This is a genomic window from Neotamlana sedimentorum (assembly GCF_000943565.1).
Lineage (GTDB): Bacteria > Bacteroidota > Bacteroidia > Flavobacteriales > Flavobacteriaceae > Neotamlana > Neotamlana sedimentorum.
The window spans coordinates 193,126-208,684 of the sequence record NZ_JTDW01000005.1 but is presented as its reverse complement, the minus strand read 5'-3'; the positions used below and the strand labels follow the sequence as shown (position 1 = coordinate 208,684).

Below are 15,559 nucleotides of genomic sequence, written 5' to 3'. Positions count from 1 at the left end.
TATAAAATGATTCGGGTATTATTTTTTCTTGTTGCTTTTACAATTTTTCAAACCGGTGTTGCACAAGAAGACGCATGGGTATTTTTAACCGATAAAGAAAATGTTGCTACTGCTATAGAAAACCCGATTTCAATTTTAACCCAGAAAGCAATCGATAGAAAACAAAATTTTAATATCCCTATCGATGCACGTGATGTTCCTGTAAATGAGTCTTATATAACTCAAATTAAATCACAATCAGGCATTTCGGTTTTAGCCAAATCTAAATGGTTTAATACTGTTTATGTTAGAGGTAGCGAAGAAAATATTAATGCTTTATCTGCTTTAAGTTTCGTGGAAAGTATTGATTTTGCTAACAATAACTTAAATACTTCAAAAGCAAAACAAGACAAGTTTACCAATAAATTTCAAGAGGAATTAGTTACGTTTAATTATGGTAATGCATCTAATCAAACAGAAATGATTAGTGTCGATAATCTGCATTTAAACAATTATACAGGAACGGGCATTACTATTGCCGTGCTCGATGCTGGATTTCCAAACGCGAATACACTTGGTGGCTTCGAGCGTTTGCGAAATGCTGGTAATATTAAAGGGGTTTACGATTTTGTAAATCGAGATTTAGATGTGTATAACACTTCACAACATAATCATGGCACTCTGGTTTTAAGTACAATGGCTGGTTATATTGAAAATGAATTTGTTGGCACAGCACCAGACGCTTCTTATTATTTGTTTATTACAGAAGATGTAAGTAGCGAAACACCCGCAGAAGAGAGTTATTGGGTTGAAGCTGCCGAACGTGCCGATAGTTTAGGAGTAGATATTATAAACACATCTTTAGGATACAAAACGTTTGATAATGCGAACTACACCTACACAGATGCAGAAATGAATGGAACCACCGCATTTATTTCGCGTGGTGCAAACATTGCATTCGAAAAAGGACTTTTATTGGTTACTTCGGCAGGTAACGAAGGAGAAGATGGTATAACAGCACCAGGCGATTCATCAAATACCTTAACTATTGGAGCAGTCGATGCCAGTGGTAATTCTGCTTGGTTTAGTTCGGTTGGTAGTAATTTTCAACCTACACAAAAACCAGATGTTGTAGCCCAAGGGCAATCCAGTGCTTTAATAAACGAAAATAACGTAGTTGTAGCAGCCAACGGAACGTCCTTTAGTTCTCCAATTTTGGCTGGAGGAATAGCTTGTTTATGGCAGGCTTTACCTAATTTTTCCAACGCAGAAATTATGCAATTGGTGCGTGAATCGGCGTCTCAATATTCGGCTCCAGACAATTATTTAGGTTATGGCATTCCTAATTTGTTCGCAGCTTTTAATGCGGGGTTATTAGTTGCTTCTCATAATAATTTACAAATAGAATTGTATCCAAACCCGTCAAGCGGAAAGGTTTTCTTTAAAGTACAAAATGGCGATTTACAAGTATCGGTTTTTAGTGTTTTAGGAAAATTTGTTGGAGAATATGCCGTGTCTTCTGAAGCTCCAGAAATTGATTTATCGACCTTGCAAGCAGGATTATATCTTGTAAAAGTAATTCAAAATGAAACTGTTAAAACCTTCAAAGTCTTAAAACAATAATGGAAAATAGAGTTACAGAGCTATTCAATATTAAATATCCCATTGTTCAAGCAGGCATGGTTTGGAATAGCGGATGGCGCTTAGCCTCTGCAGCTAGTAATGCTGGGATTTTAGGTGTTTTAGGCGCAGGTAGTATGTATCCAGAAGTGTTGCGAGAGCACATTATTAAATGTAAAAAAGCGACACAAAATCCATTTGCGGTAAATGTGCCAATGCTTTATCCAGATATTGATAAACTCATGGCTATTATTGTTGAAGAAGGTGTGAAAATTGTATTTACTTCGGCTGGAAATCCTAAAACATGGACAAAATGGTTACAAGATAAAGGCATAAAAGTGGTTCATGTAGTTAGTAGTGTAAAGTTTGCATTAAAAGCGCAAGAAGCTGGTGTTGATGCTATTGTTGCCGAAGGTTTTGAGGCAGGCGGCCATAATGGTAGAGATGAAACTACAACACTTACTCTTATTCCAATGGTTAAGGAAAAAGTAGAAATTCCAATAATTGCGGCTGGTGGTATTGCAACAGGAAATGCGATGTTAGCTACTATGATCTTAGGAGCAGATGGGGTTCAAATTGGCAGCCGTTTTGTGGCAAGTGTTGAAAGTTCTGCACATCAAAAATTTAAACAAGCGGTAGTTGATGTTAAAGAAGGTGATACACAATTAACTTTAAAGGAATTAGGTCCAGTACGTTTAATTAAAAACGATTTTTATACACAAGTTCAAGAATTATATAAAATGTCACCTACAATTAACGATTTAAAAGTTTTATTAGGCAAAGGTAGAGCGAAAAAAGGCATGTTTGAAGGCGACTTAGATGGAGGTGAGCTTGAAATCGGACAAATCGCGGGTTTAATTCATGATATAAAACCAGTTGAGGAAATAGTAGCAGAAATTATTTCAGACTTTCAAAAGGCTAAACAGTTAGCAGTTAGTTTGTAAAAAAAAAAGGAGAAATCAATTTTTTCTCCTTTTTTGATGAAAAACTTTACAGCTTAATTTTTAATCCCTTTAAAATACGTGCTTTTGGTTTTTCGAAATATTGTGTTGGTAAATTTGTTGATTTTCAATGTGTTATTATAAAATTAGTAAAAAAAATCTGTAAAAAATAATTTTTTCTAAAAAAAATTAACAAATGTTAAGAATATAATACTTTAAGCAATTGGTTTTATATGGGCTTAAGCTTATTTTTGCTGAATGAATTTTAGGGATTATACCAAAGAATTTAAGTATAACTGGAAACTTGCATTACCGGTAATGTTAGGTATGTTAGGGCATACATTTGTGGGTTTTATCGATAATATTATGGTAGGCCAACTTGGTACTGCAGAACTAGCAGCAGTATCTTTAGGCAACAGTTTTATGTTTATTGCGATGTCATTAGGTATAGGTTTTTCTACTGCAATTACACCTTTAATAGCCGAAGCTGATGCCGCAAAGAATTTTATAAATGGTAAAGCATCATTTAAAAATGGCTTGTTTTTATGCACCGTTTTAGGCGTCATTTTATTTCTTTTAGTCTTTTTTACCAAACCACTTATGTATTTAATGAAACAACCAATTGAGGTTGTCGAACTAGCTATTCCATATTTAGACTTAGTTGCTTTTTCACTTATTCCTTTAATCGTTTTTCAAGCTTTTAAACAATTTAGCGATGGTTTATCTTTAACACGATACCCAATGTATGCTACTTTAGTCGCTAATGTGGTTAATGTTGTTTTAAACTATTTATTAATATTTGGAAGCTTTGGTTTTCCAGAAATGGGCATTGTTGGTGCAGCTTATGGTACTTTAGCATCTCGTTTTATCATGGTGTTTTATCTATGGTTCTTCTTATTTAAAAAAGAAAAATCGAAGCCTTTCGTTACAAAAATCAAATTTTTTACATTAGATAAATTAATGATTAAAAAGATATTAAGTCTTGGTGCGCCGAGTGCGATGCAAATGTTTTTTGAAGTGGCCATTTTTACGGCGGCTATTTGGTTAAGCGGTTTATTAGGTAAAAACCCGCAAGCAGCAAATCAAATAGCGTTGAATTTAGCATCAATGACGTTTATGGTTGCTATGGGACTTAGCGTAGCATCTATGATTCGTGTTGGTAATCAAAAGGGGTTGAAAAATTATGAAGATTTAAGGCGTATTGCGTTTTCTATATTTATATTAGGAGCACTGTTTGCCTTTTGTTTTGCAATTCTGTTTTTTGCATTTCATGAACACTTACCCAAATTATATGTAGATTTTGATGATGCTAAAAATCTTGCTGATAATACTGAAGTTGTTGGCATAGCATCAAAATTATTAATTGCGGCTGCTATTTTTCAGTTAAGCGATAGTTTACAAATACTTGTTTTAGGTGCTTTACGTGGTATGCAAGATGTTAAAATACCAACAATCATTACGTTTATATCATATTGGGTTGTAGGGTTTCCAATTAGTTGGTATTTTGGAAAAGCCGATGCTTATGGAAGCTTTGGTATTTGGTTAGGATTATTAGCGGGTTTAAGCACAGCCGCAATTTTATTATTTATAAGGTTTAATTATTTAACTAAACGTTTAATTTTGTTTTACAATAAAAAATAAAGTATGACACTTCCAAAATTTATATTAGGTGATAATAGTGAATTTCCAAACGCTATTTACATTATCCATACAGAGTTTCCTCGATTTATTATTAATTTAGAAGACGATGAGGTTGAATGGTTTGAAGATTTTGATGTCGAAGATCAGAAGGAATTGGAAGCAGAAACTCAAAATGCAATTAACGAGGCAACAGCTTTTTATGATGCGGAAATTGCTAAATACGAAGCCTAATAACTAGGCTAGGGGTTTACAACAGAAATTGTCGTTTTTATTTTGAGGTTTAATAGAAAACCATATAGTTCACGTTACACTAAAAATTATATAACATGATTGAACAACTTATTGAGCAAGATGAAACATTATTTTTGTTTTTAAATAACTTAGGTTCACCTTCTTGGGATATGTTTTGGCTTATAATTACTAATAAACTTACTTTTATTCCGCTTTATGGTGTTTTAATGTTCTTGTTTTATAAAAAATTTGGACTCAAAGCACTGCTACTGTTTGTGGTTGTAACGGCCTTAATGGTTGCATTTACCGACCAAATTACTAATGTTTTTAAACGTGGTTACGCACGTTCTAGGCCATGTAGAACTGAAGGTGTTATGGAGTATATGCGTTTAGTAGCATCTTATTGTGGTAAATATGGGTTTTTTTCAGGCCACTCTTCTAACACCATGGCCGGAGCCGTTTTTATAGGCTTAATTTTAAGACCACATTACAAAAAGTTAATTTTTATTATGTTGTTTTGGAGTTTTACAGTAGCGTATAGCCGTATATACGTAGGAGTCCATTACCCACTAGATATAATATGTGGAATGATTTTTGGAGCTATTTCGGGCTTTTTGTTTTATAAAATAATGTTGTTTCTATTGAACAAATATTTCACTAAAAATGCTGTGCTCTAAATTACTTCTGTTATTAGCTGGTTAATTATAAATTCTGGATTATAGCTAATATTTCAACATCTATAATGCGAAAATATAGTATTAATATTTGTTGAAATAACATTTGCTCTATATAGGCAACTTATATAATAATTATTAAAATATACATGACGTTAAAACAACATTTTATAAATATTATAGATTGTTACTCATTTTATTTACAAAACACGGCTAATTCACAAGTTTCTTTAAATACTATGTTTTAATTAGATATAGCAATTATTTTTATAGTGCAATTACGAAGTAGTTATTTCTATAAAATTCTGTGCCATTTTAACCATGATTATTTGCCGTTTTTTCGTCTAGGTTTAAAATATAATTTGCTGCGGCAAATGGTGTTGTACGTTGTTGCTTAATTAAAGAGAGTTGCTCTTGTAAAGCATGTTTAATTTTTGGACTGTTAAAAAAAGTGGTTTTTAGCTGATTTTCGATGGTTTGAATAAGCCAGTATTTGTCTTGCTCGTTACGTTTTTCTTGAAAAAAGTGGTTTGCTTTTGTAGTTTTTACATAACTTAAAATGGCTTCCCATACATCGGTTATTCCTGTGTTATTTAATGCGCTACATGTAAAAATTTGAGGTTCTATATTCGAGGCTCTTTTAGGATAGTAATGTAGGGCTCTGCTAAACTCTACTTTCGCTAAATTTGCTGTTTTTAGGTTATCTCCATCGGCTTTATTTATAACAATGGCATCGGCCATTTCAATAATACCACGTTTTATACCTTGAAGTTCGTCGCCCGCACCAGCTAATTTTAAAAGTAAAAAGAAATCGACCATACTGGCAACGGTAGTTTCGTTTTGGCCAACGCCTACGGTTTCAATAATTATTACATCAAAACCTGCGGCTTCGCATAAAATAATAGTTTCGCGTGTTTTTTTTGCAACACCACCAAGAGTATTTCCAGAAGCTGAAGGCCGAATAAATGCTTTCGGGTTTTTTGCTAAATTTTCCATTCGGGTTTTATCACCCAAAATACTGCCTTTGCTTACCGTGCTACTTGGGTCTACGGCCAAAACTGCGACTTTTTTGCCTTGTAATATTAGGTGATTTCCTAAGGTTTCTATAAATGTGCTTTTGCCAACTCCAGGAACACCGGTAATACCAATTCTAATCGATTTATTAGCAAACGGTAAGCAGCCATTTATAATGTAATTGGCTTTTTCTTGATGCGTTGGATTGTTACTTTCAATAAGTGTTATGGCTCTGCTTAGGGCCGAAATGCTTTTATTTAATACCGATTTTACTAAGTCGGCAGCATCAATTGTTGCCTTTCTTTTTTGTTGAAAAGACTTAATTGAAACGGGGTTGGTAAATTTTGAAATACCTTCTTTATTTTCTTTTGAAGCCAAAATAAATGAATGTTTGTAGAAAGTTACAAATTTTTATAGAGCCAAAAAACTAGAAAATAAGTTATATATTTAAAAATGCAGCTTTGCTAAAACTACTTACTTAAGCGGTACAGAAATTTTAACGTCATCCCAAGCCATGGTTAAAAACAGGTTGTCTGTAGAGTTATCGAAAGCAATAGTAAATTGTTCAACAGCATTATTTAATTTTTGAACAGGCACATCAATATTTAATACGTCGTAATTAGGATCCCACATAGGTTGCATTTGTTCGTTTACACCCCATTTGTATTGTTTTGAGTTAAAAATTACTGTCCAAACAGAATCACGGGGTACGGTCCAGAGCGTATATTTTCCTTCAGCTAATGGCATGCCATTTATCTCAAGGTTTTTATTAGTTTCAAAAGTAGTGGCCTCATTAGCTCCTGTACGCCAAACTTGATCGAAAGGAACTAAAGCACCAAAAATCTCTCTATTTTTCTTATACGGACGGTTGTAAAACACTTTTAATTTTAAATCGTTTAACTCGAATTTTACCGTGTCTTTCGGACTTAATCTTGGCGCAAAAATATTTTCAACAAATACAGAATACAATAATAAACCTAAGGCAACAATAGATAAAAAAACTAAAATTCGTTTTAAGGCAGTGTTCATGCAGAGCAATTTTTAAGCTGTAAATATACTTTAAAAACTAATAATTATTGAAATACAAACGTCTATTTATCTAGCTTTGTTATAAATTTTAAAAAAATATTTAAATTTTTTGCAACACTTCGTTTTTTAATTCGTCTTTAAGATGAACTAAAACCAACCAAAAGAAAAAAAGCATGTTTCAAGTTGACATTATAGAACAATGTAAACAAAACAATCGCAAAGCACAAATGCAGTTATACAACCAGTACTGCGATGGTATGTATATTGTTGCAAAACGATTTTTAAAAGATGCTGCCGATGCCGAAGATGTGGTACAAGAAGCTTTTATTAAAGCCTTTACAAAACTGCATCAATATAAAGCAGAGGTTACTTTTGGGGCTTGGTTAAAACGTATTGTTGTAAATAAAAGTATCGACTTTTTAAAATCTAAAAAACAACAACTTGTTGAGTTAGATGAGGTGCACCTAAAAGTTATCGATACGCCAAAAGACGACAAATGGTTGGTAGATGATGCTATTACGTTAAACGATGTAAAAGATGCCATAAATATGTTGCCAAATAAATATCAATATGTTGTGATGTTGTATTTAATTGAAGGATACGATCATCAAGAAATATCTGAAATATTAAGCATTAGCGAAGTGGCATCACGTACCCAATTATCGAGAGGAAAAGCCAAATTACAAGAACTTTTAATACTGAAAAACAATGGCACAAGATATTAGAGAGCTATTTAAAAACGATAAAAAAAGCATTGAAAAAATGCCTAACAATCATGAAAAACGTTTTCTTGAAAAGTTAGATGATGCTTTACCGCAACAAAAGCAACGTCGTTTTGGTTGGATGCGCATTGCGGCAAGTATTGTGGTGCTTTTAGGGTTTAGTTTTATGGCTTATAAGTTTTTACAACCCAATAATGCAGGTGATACTCCAGCAATTAAAGTGGCCGAGACCAAAGCACAACCAATAAAAACTTTAGGCGATTTTTCTCCTGGTTTAAAAAAGGTTGAAGATTACTATTTAGCAAGTATAAATTTAGAGTTAAGTAAAATTAAATATACGCCAGAAACCAAAGAAATATTCGACGATTATTTAACCCAACTCGAAACGCTTGATAAAGAGTACAAAAGGCTTTCTGGAGATTTATCGGAAGCTGGATTAAACGAACTTACTGTTAATGCTTTAATCGATAATTTAAAACTGCGTTTAAACTTATTGTATCGTTTAAGAACACAATTACAAGAATTAAATCCGTCTGAATCAACAGACGTAAAACAATCTATTTAAATCAATCAAAAAATGAACAAATCAATAATAAATATGTTACTTTTTGCGCTTTGTATTACCTTTTCTGGAGGTGTCTTGTCACAGCAAAAATTAACTAAAGTTTCTCAATCAATCAAAGTCGATAACGGTGTTGTGGTAGACTTAAATACAAGTAATACCAATATTGTTATTGACACTTGGAACAAACGAACAGTAGATATAGATGCCTTTGTTGAAGGCGAAAAAGTTAGTGAAAACGAACTTGAAGCCATTTTAGATGCTTGGGGTGTAAATGTTGATGCTTCAAATAAAAAAGTGTCTATTAACGCTCGTGGTGGACAATCTGGGAATTATTCATCCTTTCTTAAAAACAACGATGAAGGCGATATGGTAAATGCCTTATTACACGAATTACAATTTGAATTGGCTGATTTACCAGGAATGCTTTTGGAGATGCCAGTTGTTCCAGAAATTCCTCCGATGCCTCCAATGCCCATGATGCCAGAATTACCAGAATTGCCAGAGAATAGTGATGCTTTTGTGTTCGATTATGATACTTATAAAAAAGAAGGTGATAAGTACTTAGAAGAGTATAACAAACGCTTCGAAAAGGTGTATGGTGACGATTATGCTAAGAAAATGGAAGCTTGGGGCGAAAAGTTTGGTAAAGAATGGGGCGAGACCTATGGAAAAGAAATGGAAGCCTGGGGAAAAGCCCTTGAAGAAAAATTTGAAAGCTCAGATTTTGAAGAAAAAATGGAAGCTTGGGGTGAGCGATTTGGCGAACAATTTGGTAAACAAATGGAGGCTTGGGGCGAACGTTTTGCTGCAAGCATGGAAGCAAATAGCGCTAGAGCAGAAGCGAGTAGAGCTAGAGCAGAGGCTCAAAAAATAAGAGCTAAAGAACGTGCTAAATTAGCGGAGAAAAGACGTTTGTTAATTGAGGAAACTGTTGAAAACACGACAAACTCCAAGGTTAAAAAAACAATAATTATTAAAATGCCTAAAGATGCCAAACTAAAAATAAATGTAAAACATGGCGAAATAGAATTCGCTTCAAACATTGATAATTTAAAGGCGAATTTAGCATACACAAAATTTACAGCAAATAGCATAAGTGGAGGTGATACTTCCATTAATGCTTCTTATTCGCCTGTTTTTGTAAATAACTGGAATTTTGGCGAACTTAACTTAAATTATGTAGAAGATGCGCATTTAAATAATGTAAACCAATTGGTTTTAAATGCGGTTTCTTCGGGCGTAAATATTGACAATTTAAATGGTTCGGCTATGGTTGATGGCAATATTGGAAATTTAAATATTTTAAATATTGCCGATACATTTACTAACTTAAATATTATTATTCAAAATACCGATGCCATAATATCTCTGCCCAAAACGGATTGTAATTTACAGTATAAAGGCACGCGAACTACATTTACACATCCTGAAAAAGTAACCAATGAAAACACATCTAGTTTTTCTAAAGGTAGTTTAGCGAGCGGAAAAAATATAATGATAAACGCTAAATATTGTAACGTTATTATGGAGTAAAATTACGTTTACTACTCGTATTTACACAAGTACGCCGAATCTTCTAGAGCGTAAACTGTAAATGTTATTCCCGACGGAATGTCGCAAGTTTCGTTAATACCAAATGCTTTTCTCGAACTATTTGGTAATTCTATTTCCCATTTTCCAGCTGTTAAAGTCATCCATTCTTTGGTTGTGGTACTAAACTCGTAAGTCCCTTTTGTTAAAACGCCAATTGTAAAATTGCCTTGTGTGTTTTTTAAGCTTAAAGACTTTACTTTTCCATCAAAATATTCGTTTACCTGTATCATTATTAATTCAGATTTGTATTTATAGTTTTTATTATATGTTCTAATTCGGTTTTATAATCGAACCATAGTGTGTTTTCGTTACGTTTAAACCATGTAAGTTGGCGTTTGGCAAAGCGTCTGGAGTTTTTTTTAATTTCCGAAATTGCAAAATCGAGCTCCCAAGTGCCATCGAAATAATTAAACAGTTCTTTATAACCAACTGTATTTAGTGCGTTTAGGTGTTTAAACGGGATGAGATTTTTAACTTCATCGAGTAAGCCTTCGTTAACCATAATATCGACACGTTGATTTATGCGATCGTAAATAATTTCGCGATCGGTAGTTAAGCCAACAGTTATAGTTTTAAAATCTCGACGGTTTTTTTCTTTATTTAAAAATGAAGAATAAGGTTTGCCTGTGCCAATTGATACTTCTAAAGCACGAATTACACGATGCGGATTTTCGATAGCGATGGTGTTATACGACACTTCATCAAGTTGTTTTAATTGATTTTGTAGGTGTTCGAGTCCGTTAGTTTCTAATGTTGTGTTTAATTTTTCTCGGATACTTTGGTCTACATCTGGGAAATAATCTAAGCCTTTTGTTACGGCATCGACATACAAACCAGAGCCACCAACCATAACTGCAACTTGGTGTTTTGTAAATAAGTTATTTAAACATTGTATGGCGTCTTTTTCGAAACTGCCAACACTGTAATTATCGGTTATAGATTTATGATGAATAAAATGGTGAGGAGCCGAAGCTAATTCGGTTGCTGTTGGGGCTGCGGTGCCAATTTGCATTTCTTTAAAAAACTGTCGCGAATCGGCCGAAAGTATTTGGGTTTTAAAATGATTGGCTAACTTTATACTTAATGCCGTTTTACCAATGGCAGTTGGCCCAACTACTGCAATTAAATATTTTTGGTTTGAGTTAATAGTTTTTAGTTTTTAGCAAAGTTAGTTTGAAAATATGATTTATCAAATTCGCATTAGGGATAGCAGTGGAAAGCCCACAGCGACGTAGGAGCGAGGACTTGCAACGAATAGCCCGACCCTTGTGGTAATGCCCAAATATTAATGCAATGGATGCCCGCATTTATGGCAAAACTTAGCATCGTCTTGATGTTTACTTGCCAAACAATTTGCGCAGGATTGCGAGTTTAAATGTGGTGTTTGTGGTTTGTTGCTATTGGTTTGACTGGTGTACTCGGAGGAAACTATGCCGGTTGGTACGGCTATGATACCGTAACCTAAAATCATGACTAACGAGGCTAAAAATTGTCCTAAAGGTGTTTGTGGAGCAATATCGCCAAAACCAACGGTTGTTAAGGTTACAATGCACCAATATACGCTTCGCGGGATGTTGGTAAAGCCGTTTTCTTCGCCTTCAACCAGATACATTATGGTGCCTAAAATAATGGCTACAATTAACACTGCAAATAAAAATACAGCGATTTTGGCTCTACTGGCTTTTATGGCGTTTGTTAGGTTTTTTGATGCGCCTAAGTAACGGGCTAGTTTTAATATACGAAATACACGGAGCAACCTTAAAGCGCGTAGTGCTGCTAGTGCATGTATGCCACCAAAAAACAGTGAAATATATTTTGGAATGGTTGAAAGTAAATCGATTACACCGTAAAAACTGGTAACGTATTTTATTGGTTTATTAACGGTTATTATGCGGGCCATATATTCGATGGTAAATAAAATGGTAATTACCCATTCTGAAATGTTTAAAAAGTCGTGATATTTATTATCTATACTTTTTACACTTTCGAGCATAACCAAAAGGATACTTGCTAGAATAGCTATTAATAGCACAACATCGAATAGTTTTCCGGCAGGTGTATCGGCTTCATAAATAATTTCATGAAGTTTTTTCTTCCATGGTTTTTGCGTTTCACTCATAAAATCAAAAGTACTTAAAAAAAAGAAGTTTAATTTTTACTAAGCACAATAATGGATTTTTTTTGAATATCGACAACTTTACTCATAAATTCTTTTAAGTACGGGTAATATTCGGTTGGGTAAATAACTGATTTTAAACTGAGTTTAAAATTTATGATAACTTTTGTGCCTAATTGCTGTGTTGAAAATGAAAAGTTACCGGCATTGTTTGGTAAAACAAGGCCTGTAGATTTTGGTAATTCTTGGACCTTATATTTATTGTTTAAATCGATAATATAACCGTATAAATAGTTTCGTTTATACCCAAGTTCTACAGGGTAGGTACGTTCTTGAAGTTAAAAAGGGTTTTCTTTAAAAAACTTAACAATAAAAGGGTTTAAGTAAATTAAATTAGTGTTATCGTCTATGGTATATTCGAAATTATAAGTTTCAGAAAATGAGTTTTCTGTTTTTTTAGTTGTGCTAGATTCGTGGTTATAAATATCTAAAAACGGGGTGTCGTTTATGAGTTCGTCTACGTATTCTTCTGGATTTTCAAAATATGATTTTCTTGTAAAATAGGCATCGTAGCCGGTAAGTTTGTCTTTTACTGTACCTGTAATTTCATCGTCTTCGTTTATAGTTGCGCTAACATTGTACATTATTCTAGATAGCGATTGCGGTTCAATATCTATCCATTGGCTGCCTTCTTTAAAGTCTAATTGTCTACCGAAATAGTTTAAGCATTTATATGGTAATTCGCCGAATGCTAAAAACTTATTTGTGGCATCTAATAAATAATCTTTACCATTAATTGTTGCTTTTACAATGAGGTAGTTAAAATCGTCTATTACAGGAAAAATTTTAGTTGGGTAACCATTTGGTCTTGTAGAAAGTAAAACGGGTTTTACATTAACACCGGTTTGATTTAATAAATTATGAAGCAAAATATTTATTGCAGAAACATTACCCGTTTTTGTTTTGGTAAGTTCTTTAACTGTAAAGTCTGAAAAAAGTTTGTAGTCGCCATTCCAGGTGTAATTAGTTTGTACATAATTATAAATGGCTTGGGTTTTTTCTAAGGTATTTGGGTTGTTTAGAATCTCTGGACTTAAAAGTGTTTCGAAATCTATTTTTTTTCGAAGTTGACGGCCAATGCCGTTTTCGGTTCTAAATTCTTTATCTACATCTTTCCACGTTTTGGTATAGTTTTTTACTATGCCATCCATGGATTTAAAGGTTTTTAAGGTATAATCTATTCGGGCTAAGTAATTGCGCTCCGAGGTCATGTAGTCTTCTTCAATAAAAGCGGGTATATCTTTCATGGCATAGGTGCTTTCCTCGCAATCTGCTTTTCCACCATTATAACTCGATAATCAGTTTTTTTTAATTTCGGAATTATTGATTATAAATTTTTCTGTACCAATAAGCTTTTTATGATATAACCAATTACCAGGAATGCTGGCTCTGTATTCGCTGTAAAGTTTTGGTATATCGCTTTGAAACTCCCAATCTTTATAATTCCACATAAATGGAGACATTAAAGTATAACTATAGGTTATTACCGAACCTGGTTTTACATTGGGTAAAGTAAATTTTATAATGCTGTAATTGTCGTTATACTTTTCGGTAAAAATGTTGTCTTTGTTTAATTTAGAGGTGATTAATTCGTTGTTTTCTAAATTGTAAGTTGTGGCAACAATATCTTTAATTTCTTCTTTTGATGTGCCGGAATTATTTTTGTATAAATAAATTTCGATGATTGCTTTTTCGAATCCTTCGTTTTTTAAAATTTTAACTTTATGTTTTTCTTCTGTAATTAAAACATGATCATGTTTATGAAAATAGCTATTCCCTTGCTCATAAAGGACTAAGGCATTGGCAGTAGAGTCTTTTTCGTAAGTATTAAGGGTTAAATCGCTTTTTGTTACACGTAAGTCTGTAGAGTTGAATGAATTTTGACCATGTAAAGCAAAATAACTTAAAAAGGCAATTAATAAAAACTTCGTATTCATTTTAAAATAGGAAATATTATAAGGTAATAATTTTTAAACGTTTATTTTTTCGAAGATAATTTTGAATAATATGTTGGGTGTCTCTGTTGTTTTGCATGGGCGTAATAATAGATTCTAATACCTCAATGGTATTAATTTGATAATTTAAATTGAAGAATCCTAAGCCTTTAAAAACACCATTTTCTATTAAAATAGCACTCCGTTCATCAACATCACGCCCTTTATCGATAATTACCATGTTTTTGTTAGCATAACTGTTTTTATCGATTAAGGCAGACACCCTTTTGTTGTATTCTTCAGCCGATTCTTTTTCAATACAAGCGCCGTTGCATGTTTTTATTTCGTAATTAAAACAGCTGGTTTTAGTATCGTATATTCCTGTAAGTTTTTGGCAAAGAGTATAATCTTCAACCGCTTTTGTAATAAAACTTTTTCCGCTTTGGCGATTGCTAAATGTGGTTATTGGTTTTTTTCTACCATCGGCAGCATCAATTTTCAAGTTGATATAACCATTTTTATCTTTAAAACTATATAAGGCATGAGTAAAAATGTTACGTCTTAAAGCCCGATTATAAATTGGTTTAACGCGTTTAATTTCTTCGCTTTCTTTTAAAAGCGCCACTAATTCGCTACCAGTTGCTTCGTAGGTTACTGTATAAACTTTGGCTTGAATTTTTTTTGACTTTGGAGTAGTTCCGGTAAAATGCTGATTGATTCGCTTTTTTATATTATTACTTTTTCCAATATAAATAATATCGCCATCACTGTTATGAATATAGTATACACCTGTAATTGAAGGTAGTGCACTAATAATATCTAAATGTCGAGGTTCTAATTGATGCTTTGGGTTTTGCCTAATAGATTCTTGAATTATTTTCTTCTCAGAATCTTTGCTCAATAATAATTTAAACAATTTTACTGTGGCTAAAGCGTCACCAGAAGCACGATGCCTATCGGTTACAGGAATTCCAAGCGAGCGCACTAACTTTCCTAAGCTGTACGAGGCCTGATTAGGAATTAAATATTTCGATAATTCTACCGTACACAGCGATCTACGCTCGTATTCGAAACCTAATCGACGGAATTCTGTTTGCAAAATTCTATAATCGAATTTCGCGTTATGTGCAACAATAATACAGTCTTCTGTAATTTCAACAATACGTTTTGCTACCTCGTAAAATTTAGGCGCATTGCGTAACATATTGCTGTTTATTCCGGTTAAATTAACCACAAAAGGCTGAATTTCGCGCTCGGGGTTTATTAAACTTATAAATTGATCGACCACTTCATGTCCATCGTATTTGTAAATGGCTATTTCTGTAATGCCTTCTTCGTTGTACTTACCGCCAGTGGTTTCTATGTCGAGAATTGCGTAGATTTTTTTTGTTTTTAGTTGATGGTTATTTATTGGCTGTTAGGTTTCTTAACAGTTGTTCG

Annotated in this window: 16 protein-coding genes and 1 pseudogene; 8 read left to right on the top strand and 9 right to left on the bottom strand. The window is 33.3% G+C overall.

The genetic code is table 11. The features are described 5' to 3' along the window. Positions 1 to 6 precede the first annotated feature (6 nt). The 5 genes from PW52_RS08115 to PW52_RS08095 all read left to right on the top strand — a co-directional run bounded on the left by PW52_RS08115 (position 7) and on the right by PW52_RS08095 (position 5,089). Positions 7 to 1,602: a S8 family serine peptidase gene (locus PW52_RS08115; protein ID WP_044632435.1), complete on the top strand. Its 1,596-nt coding sequence runs from the start codon at positions 7 to 9 to the stop codon at positions 1,600 to 1,602. Continuing rightward, positions 1,602 to 2,543 (top strand): NAD(P)H-dependent flavin oxidoreductase, encoded by a 942-nt coding sequence (locus PW52_RS08110; RefSeq protein WP_044632434.1) that lies wholly within the window; start codon positions 1,602 to 1,604, stop codon positions 2,541 to 2,543. The genes PW52_RS08115 and PW52_RS08110 overlap by 1 nt, the downstream gene beginning before the upstream one ends. A gap of 255 nt (positions 2,544 to 2,798) precedes the next feature. Next, entirely contained in the window at positions 2,799 to 4,181 is a 1,383-nt protein-coding gene (locus tag PW52_RS08105) for an MATE family efflux transporter (RefSeq protein WP_044632433.1), read from the top strand. A 3-nt stretch (positions 4,182 to 4,184) separates the two neighbouring features. Further along, positions 4,185 to 4,412 carry a hypothetical protein gene (locus PW52_RS08100; protein ID WP_044632432.1) on the top strand — a complete coding sequence of 76 codons (228 nt, stop codon included), beginning with the start codon at positions 4,185 to 4,187 and terminating at the stop codon, positions 4,410 to 4,412. Between the two features lie 95 nt (positions 4,413 to 4,507). Next, positions 4,508 to 5,089: a phosphatase PAP2 family protein gene (locus PW52_RS08095; protein ID WP_044632431.1), complete on the top strand. Its 582-nt coding sequence runs from the start codon at positions 4,508 to 4,510 to the stop codon at positions 5,087 to 5,089. A 312-nt stretch (positions 5,090 to 5,401) separates the two neighbouring features. Here PW52_RS08095 and meaB read toward each other — a convergent pair whose 3' ends face one another. Next, positions 5,402 to 6,478, bottom strand: a complete 1,077-nt coding sequence (gene meaB, locus PW52_RS08090) for a methylmalonyl Co-A mutase-associated GTPase MeaB (protein ID WP_240475166.1) — start codon at positions 6,476 to 6,478, stop codon at positions 5,402 to 5,404. 96 nt (positions 6,479 to 6,574) lie between these two features. Then, positions 6,575 to 7,129 (bottom strand): DUF2911 domain-containing protein, encoded by a 555-nt coding sequence (locus PW52_RS08085; protein ID WP_044632429.1) that lies wholly within the window; start codon positions 7,127 to 7,129, stop codon positions 6,575 to 6,577. Between the two features lie 173 nt (positions 7,130 to 7,302). On the opposite strand from PW52_RS08085, the gene PW52_RS08080 reads away from it, so the two are divergent. From PW52_RS08080 to PW52_RS08070, 3 genes are read left to right on the top strand one after another with little or no spacing between them, the layout of a single operon-like run. After that, positions 7,303 to 7,854 carry an RNA polymerase sigma factor gene (locus PW52_RS08080; protein WP_044632428.1) on the top strand — a complete coding sequence of 184 codons (552 nt, stop codon included), beginning with the start codon at positions 7,303 to 7,305 and terminating at the stop codon, positions 7,852 to 7,854. Then, positions 7,838 to 8,416 (top strand): hypothetical protein, encoded by a 579-nt coding sequence (locus tag PW52_RS08075; protein ID WP_044632427.1) that lies wholly within the window; start codon positions 7,838 to 7,840, stop codon positions 8,414 to 8,416. The genes PW52_RS08080 and PW52_RS08075 overlap by 17 nt, the downstream gene beginning before the upstream one ends. Positions 8,417 to 8,428: 12 nt before the next feature. Next, positions 8,429 to 9,949, top strand: coding sequence for a hypothetical protein (locus tag PW52_RS08070; RefSeq protein ID WP_131453990.1), 1,521 nt, complete (start codon positions 8,429 to 8,431; stop codon positions 9,947 to 9,949). A gap of 11 nt (positions 9,950 to 9,960) precedes the next feature. Here the strand turns inward: PW52_RS08070 and PW52_RS08065 are convergent, their stop codons facing one another. The 7 genes and pseudogenes from PW52_RS08065 to PW52_RS08040 all read right to left on the bottom strand — a co-directional run bounded on the left by PW52_RS08065 (position 9,961) and on the right by PW52_RS08040 (position 15,500). Then, complete coding sequence (locus PW52_RS08065) at positions 9,961 to 10,239, bottom strand: pyrimidine/purine nucleoside phosphorylase (RefSeq protein ID WP_044632425.1); 279 nt, start codon at positions 10,237 to 10,239, stop codon at positions 9,961 to 9,963. A 2-nt stretch (positions 10,240 to 10,241) separates the two neighbouring features. Continuing rightward, on the bottom strand, positions 10,242 to 11,156 hold the full coding sequence (miaA, locus tag PW52_RS08060; protein ID WP_044632424.1) for a tRNA (adenosine(37)-N6)-dimethylallyltransferase MiaA: 915 nt from the start codon (positions 11,154 to 11,156) through the stop codon (positions 10,242 to 10,244). Between the two features lie 138 nt (positions 11,157 to 11,294). Continuing rightward, on the bottom strand, positions 11,295 to 12,128 hold the full coding sequence (locus PW52_RS08055) for an ion transporter (RefSeq protein WP_044632423.1): 834 nt from the start codon (positions 12,126 to 12,128) through the stop codon (positions 11,295 to 11,297). Between the two features lie 29 nt (positions 12,129 to 12,157). Then, positions 12,158 to 12,445 (bottom strand): annotated as a pseudogene (locus tag PW52_RS17840) (DUF3858 domain-containing protein); the annotation flags it as partial. An 18-nt stretch (positions 12,446 to 12,463) separates the two neighbouring features. Then, positions 12,464 to 13,432 (bottom strand): hypothetical protein, encoded by a 969-nt coding sequence (locus PW52_RS08050; RefSeq protein ID WP_044632422.1) that lies wholly within the window; start codon positions 13,430 to 13,432, stop codon positions 12,464 to 12,466. Positions 13,433 to 13,483: 51 nt separating this feature from the next. Beyond that, a complete protein-coding gene (locus tag PW52_RS08045; RefSeq protein ID WP_044632421.1) occupies positions 13,484 to 14,122 on the bottom strand; it encodes a DUF3857 domain-containing protein in 639 nt (212 codons plus the stop codon). Positions 14,123 to 14,138: 16 nt separating this feature from the next. Further along, on the bottom strand, positions 14,139 to 15,500 hold the full coding sequence (locus PW52_RS08040; RefSeq protein WP_044632420.1) for an exonuclease domain-containing protein: 1,362 nt from the start codon (positions 15,498 to 15,500) through the stop codon (positions 14,139 to 14,141). Between the last annotated feature and the right edge of the window lie 59 nt (positions 15,501 to 15,559).

Excerpts from the sequence above, each read along its gene's own strand:
- PW52_RS08100 (WP_044632432.1), top strand. The coding sequence starts at position 4,185 with ATGACACTTCCAAAATTTATATTAGGTGATAATAGTGAATTTCCAAAC.
- PW52_RS08080 (WP_044632428.1), top strand. The coding sequence starts at position 7,303 with ATGTTTCAAGTTGACATTATAGAACAATGTAAACAAAACAATCGCAAA.
- PW52_RS08055 (WP_044632423.1), bottom strand. The coding sequence starts at position 12,128 with ATGAGTGAAACGCAAAAACCATGGAAGAAAAAACTTCATGAAATTATT.
- PW52_RS08045 (WP_044632421.1), bottom strand. The coding sequence starts at position 14,122 with ATGAATACGAAGTTTTTATTAATTGCCTTTTTAAGTTATTTTGCTTTA.
- PW52_RS08115 (WP_044632435.1), top strand. The coding sequence starts at position 7 with ATGATTCGGGTATTATTTTTTCTTGTTGCTTTTACAATTTTTCAAACC.
- PW52_RS08050 (WP_044632422.1), bottom strand. The coding sequence starts at position 13,432 with ATGAAAGATATACCCGCTTTTATTGAAGAAGACTACATGACCTCGGAG.
- PW52_RS08075 (WP_044632427.1), top strand. The coding sequence starts at position 7,838 with ATGGCACAAGATATTAGAGAGCTATTTAAAAACGATAAAAAAAGCATT.
- PW52_RS08070 (WP_131453990.1), top strand. The coding sequence starts at position 8,429 with ATGAACAAATCAATAATAAATATGTTACTTTTTGCGCTTTGTATTACC.
- PW52_RS08105 (WP_044632433.1), top strand. The coding sequence starts at position 2,799 with ATGAATTTTAGGGATTATACCAAAGAATTTAAGTATAACTGGAAACTT.
- PW52_RS08065 (WP_044632425.1), bottom strand. The coding sequence starts at position 10,239 with ATGATACAGGTAAACGAATATTTTGATGGAAAAGTAAAGTCTTTAAGC.
- PW52_RS08095 (WP_044632431.1), top strand. The coding sequence starts at position 4,508 with ATGATTGAACAACTTATTGAGCAAGATGAAACATTATTTTTGTTTTTA.
- PW52_RS08085 (WP_044632429.1), bottom strand. The coding sequence starts at position 7,129 with ATGAACACTGCCTTAAAACGAATTTTAGTTTTTTTATCTATTGTTGCC.
- PW52_RS08110 (WP_044632434.1), top strand. The coding sequence starts at position 1,602 with ATGGAAAATAGAGTTACAGAGCTATTCAATATTAAATATCCCATTGTT.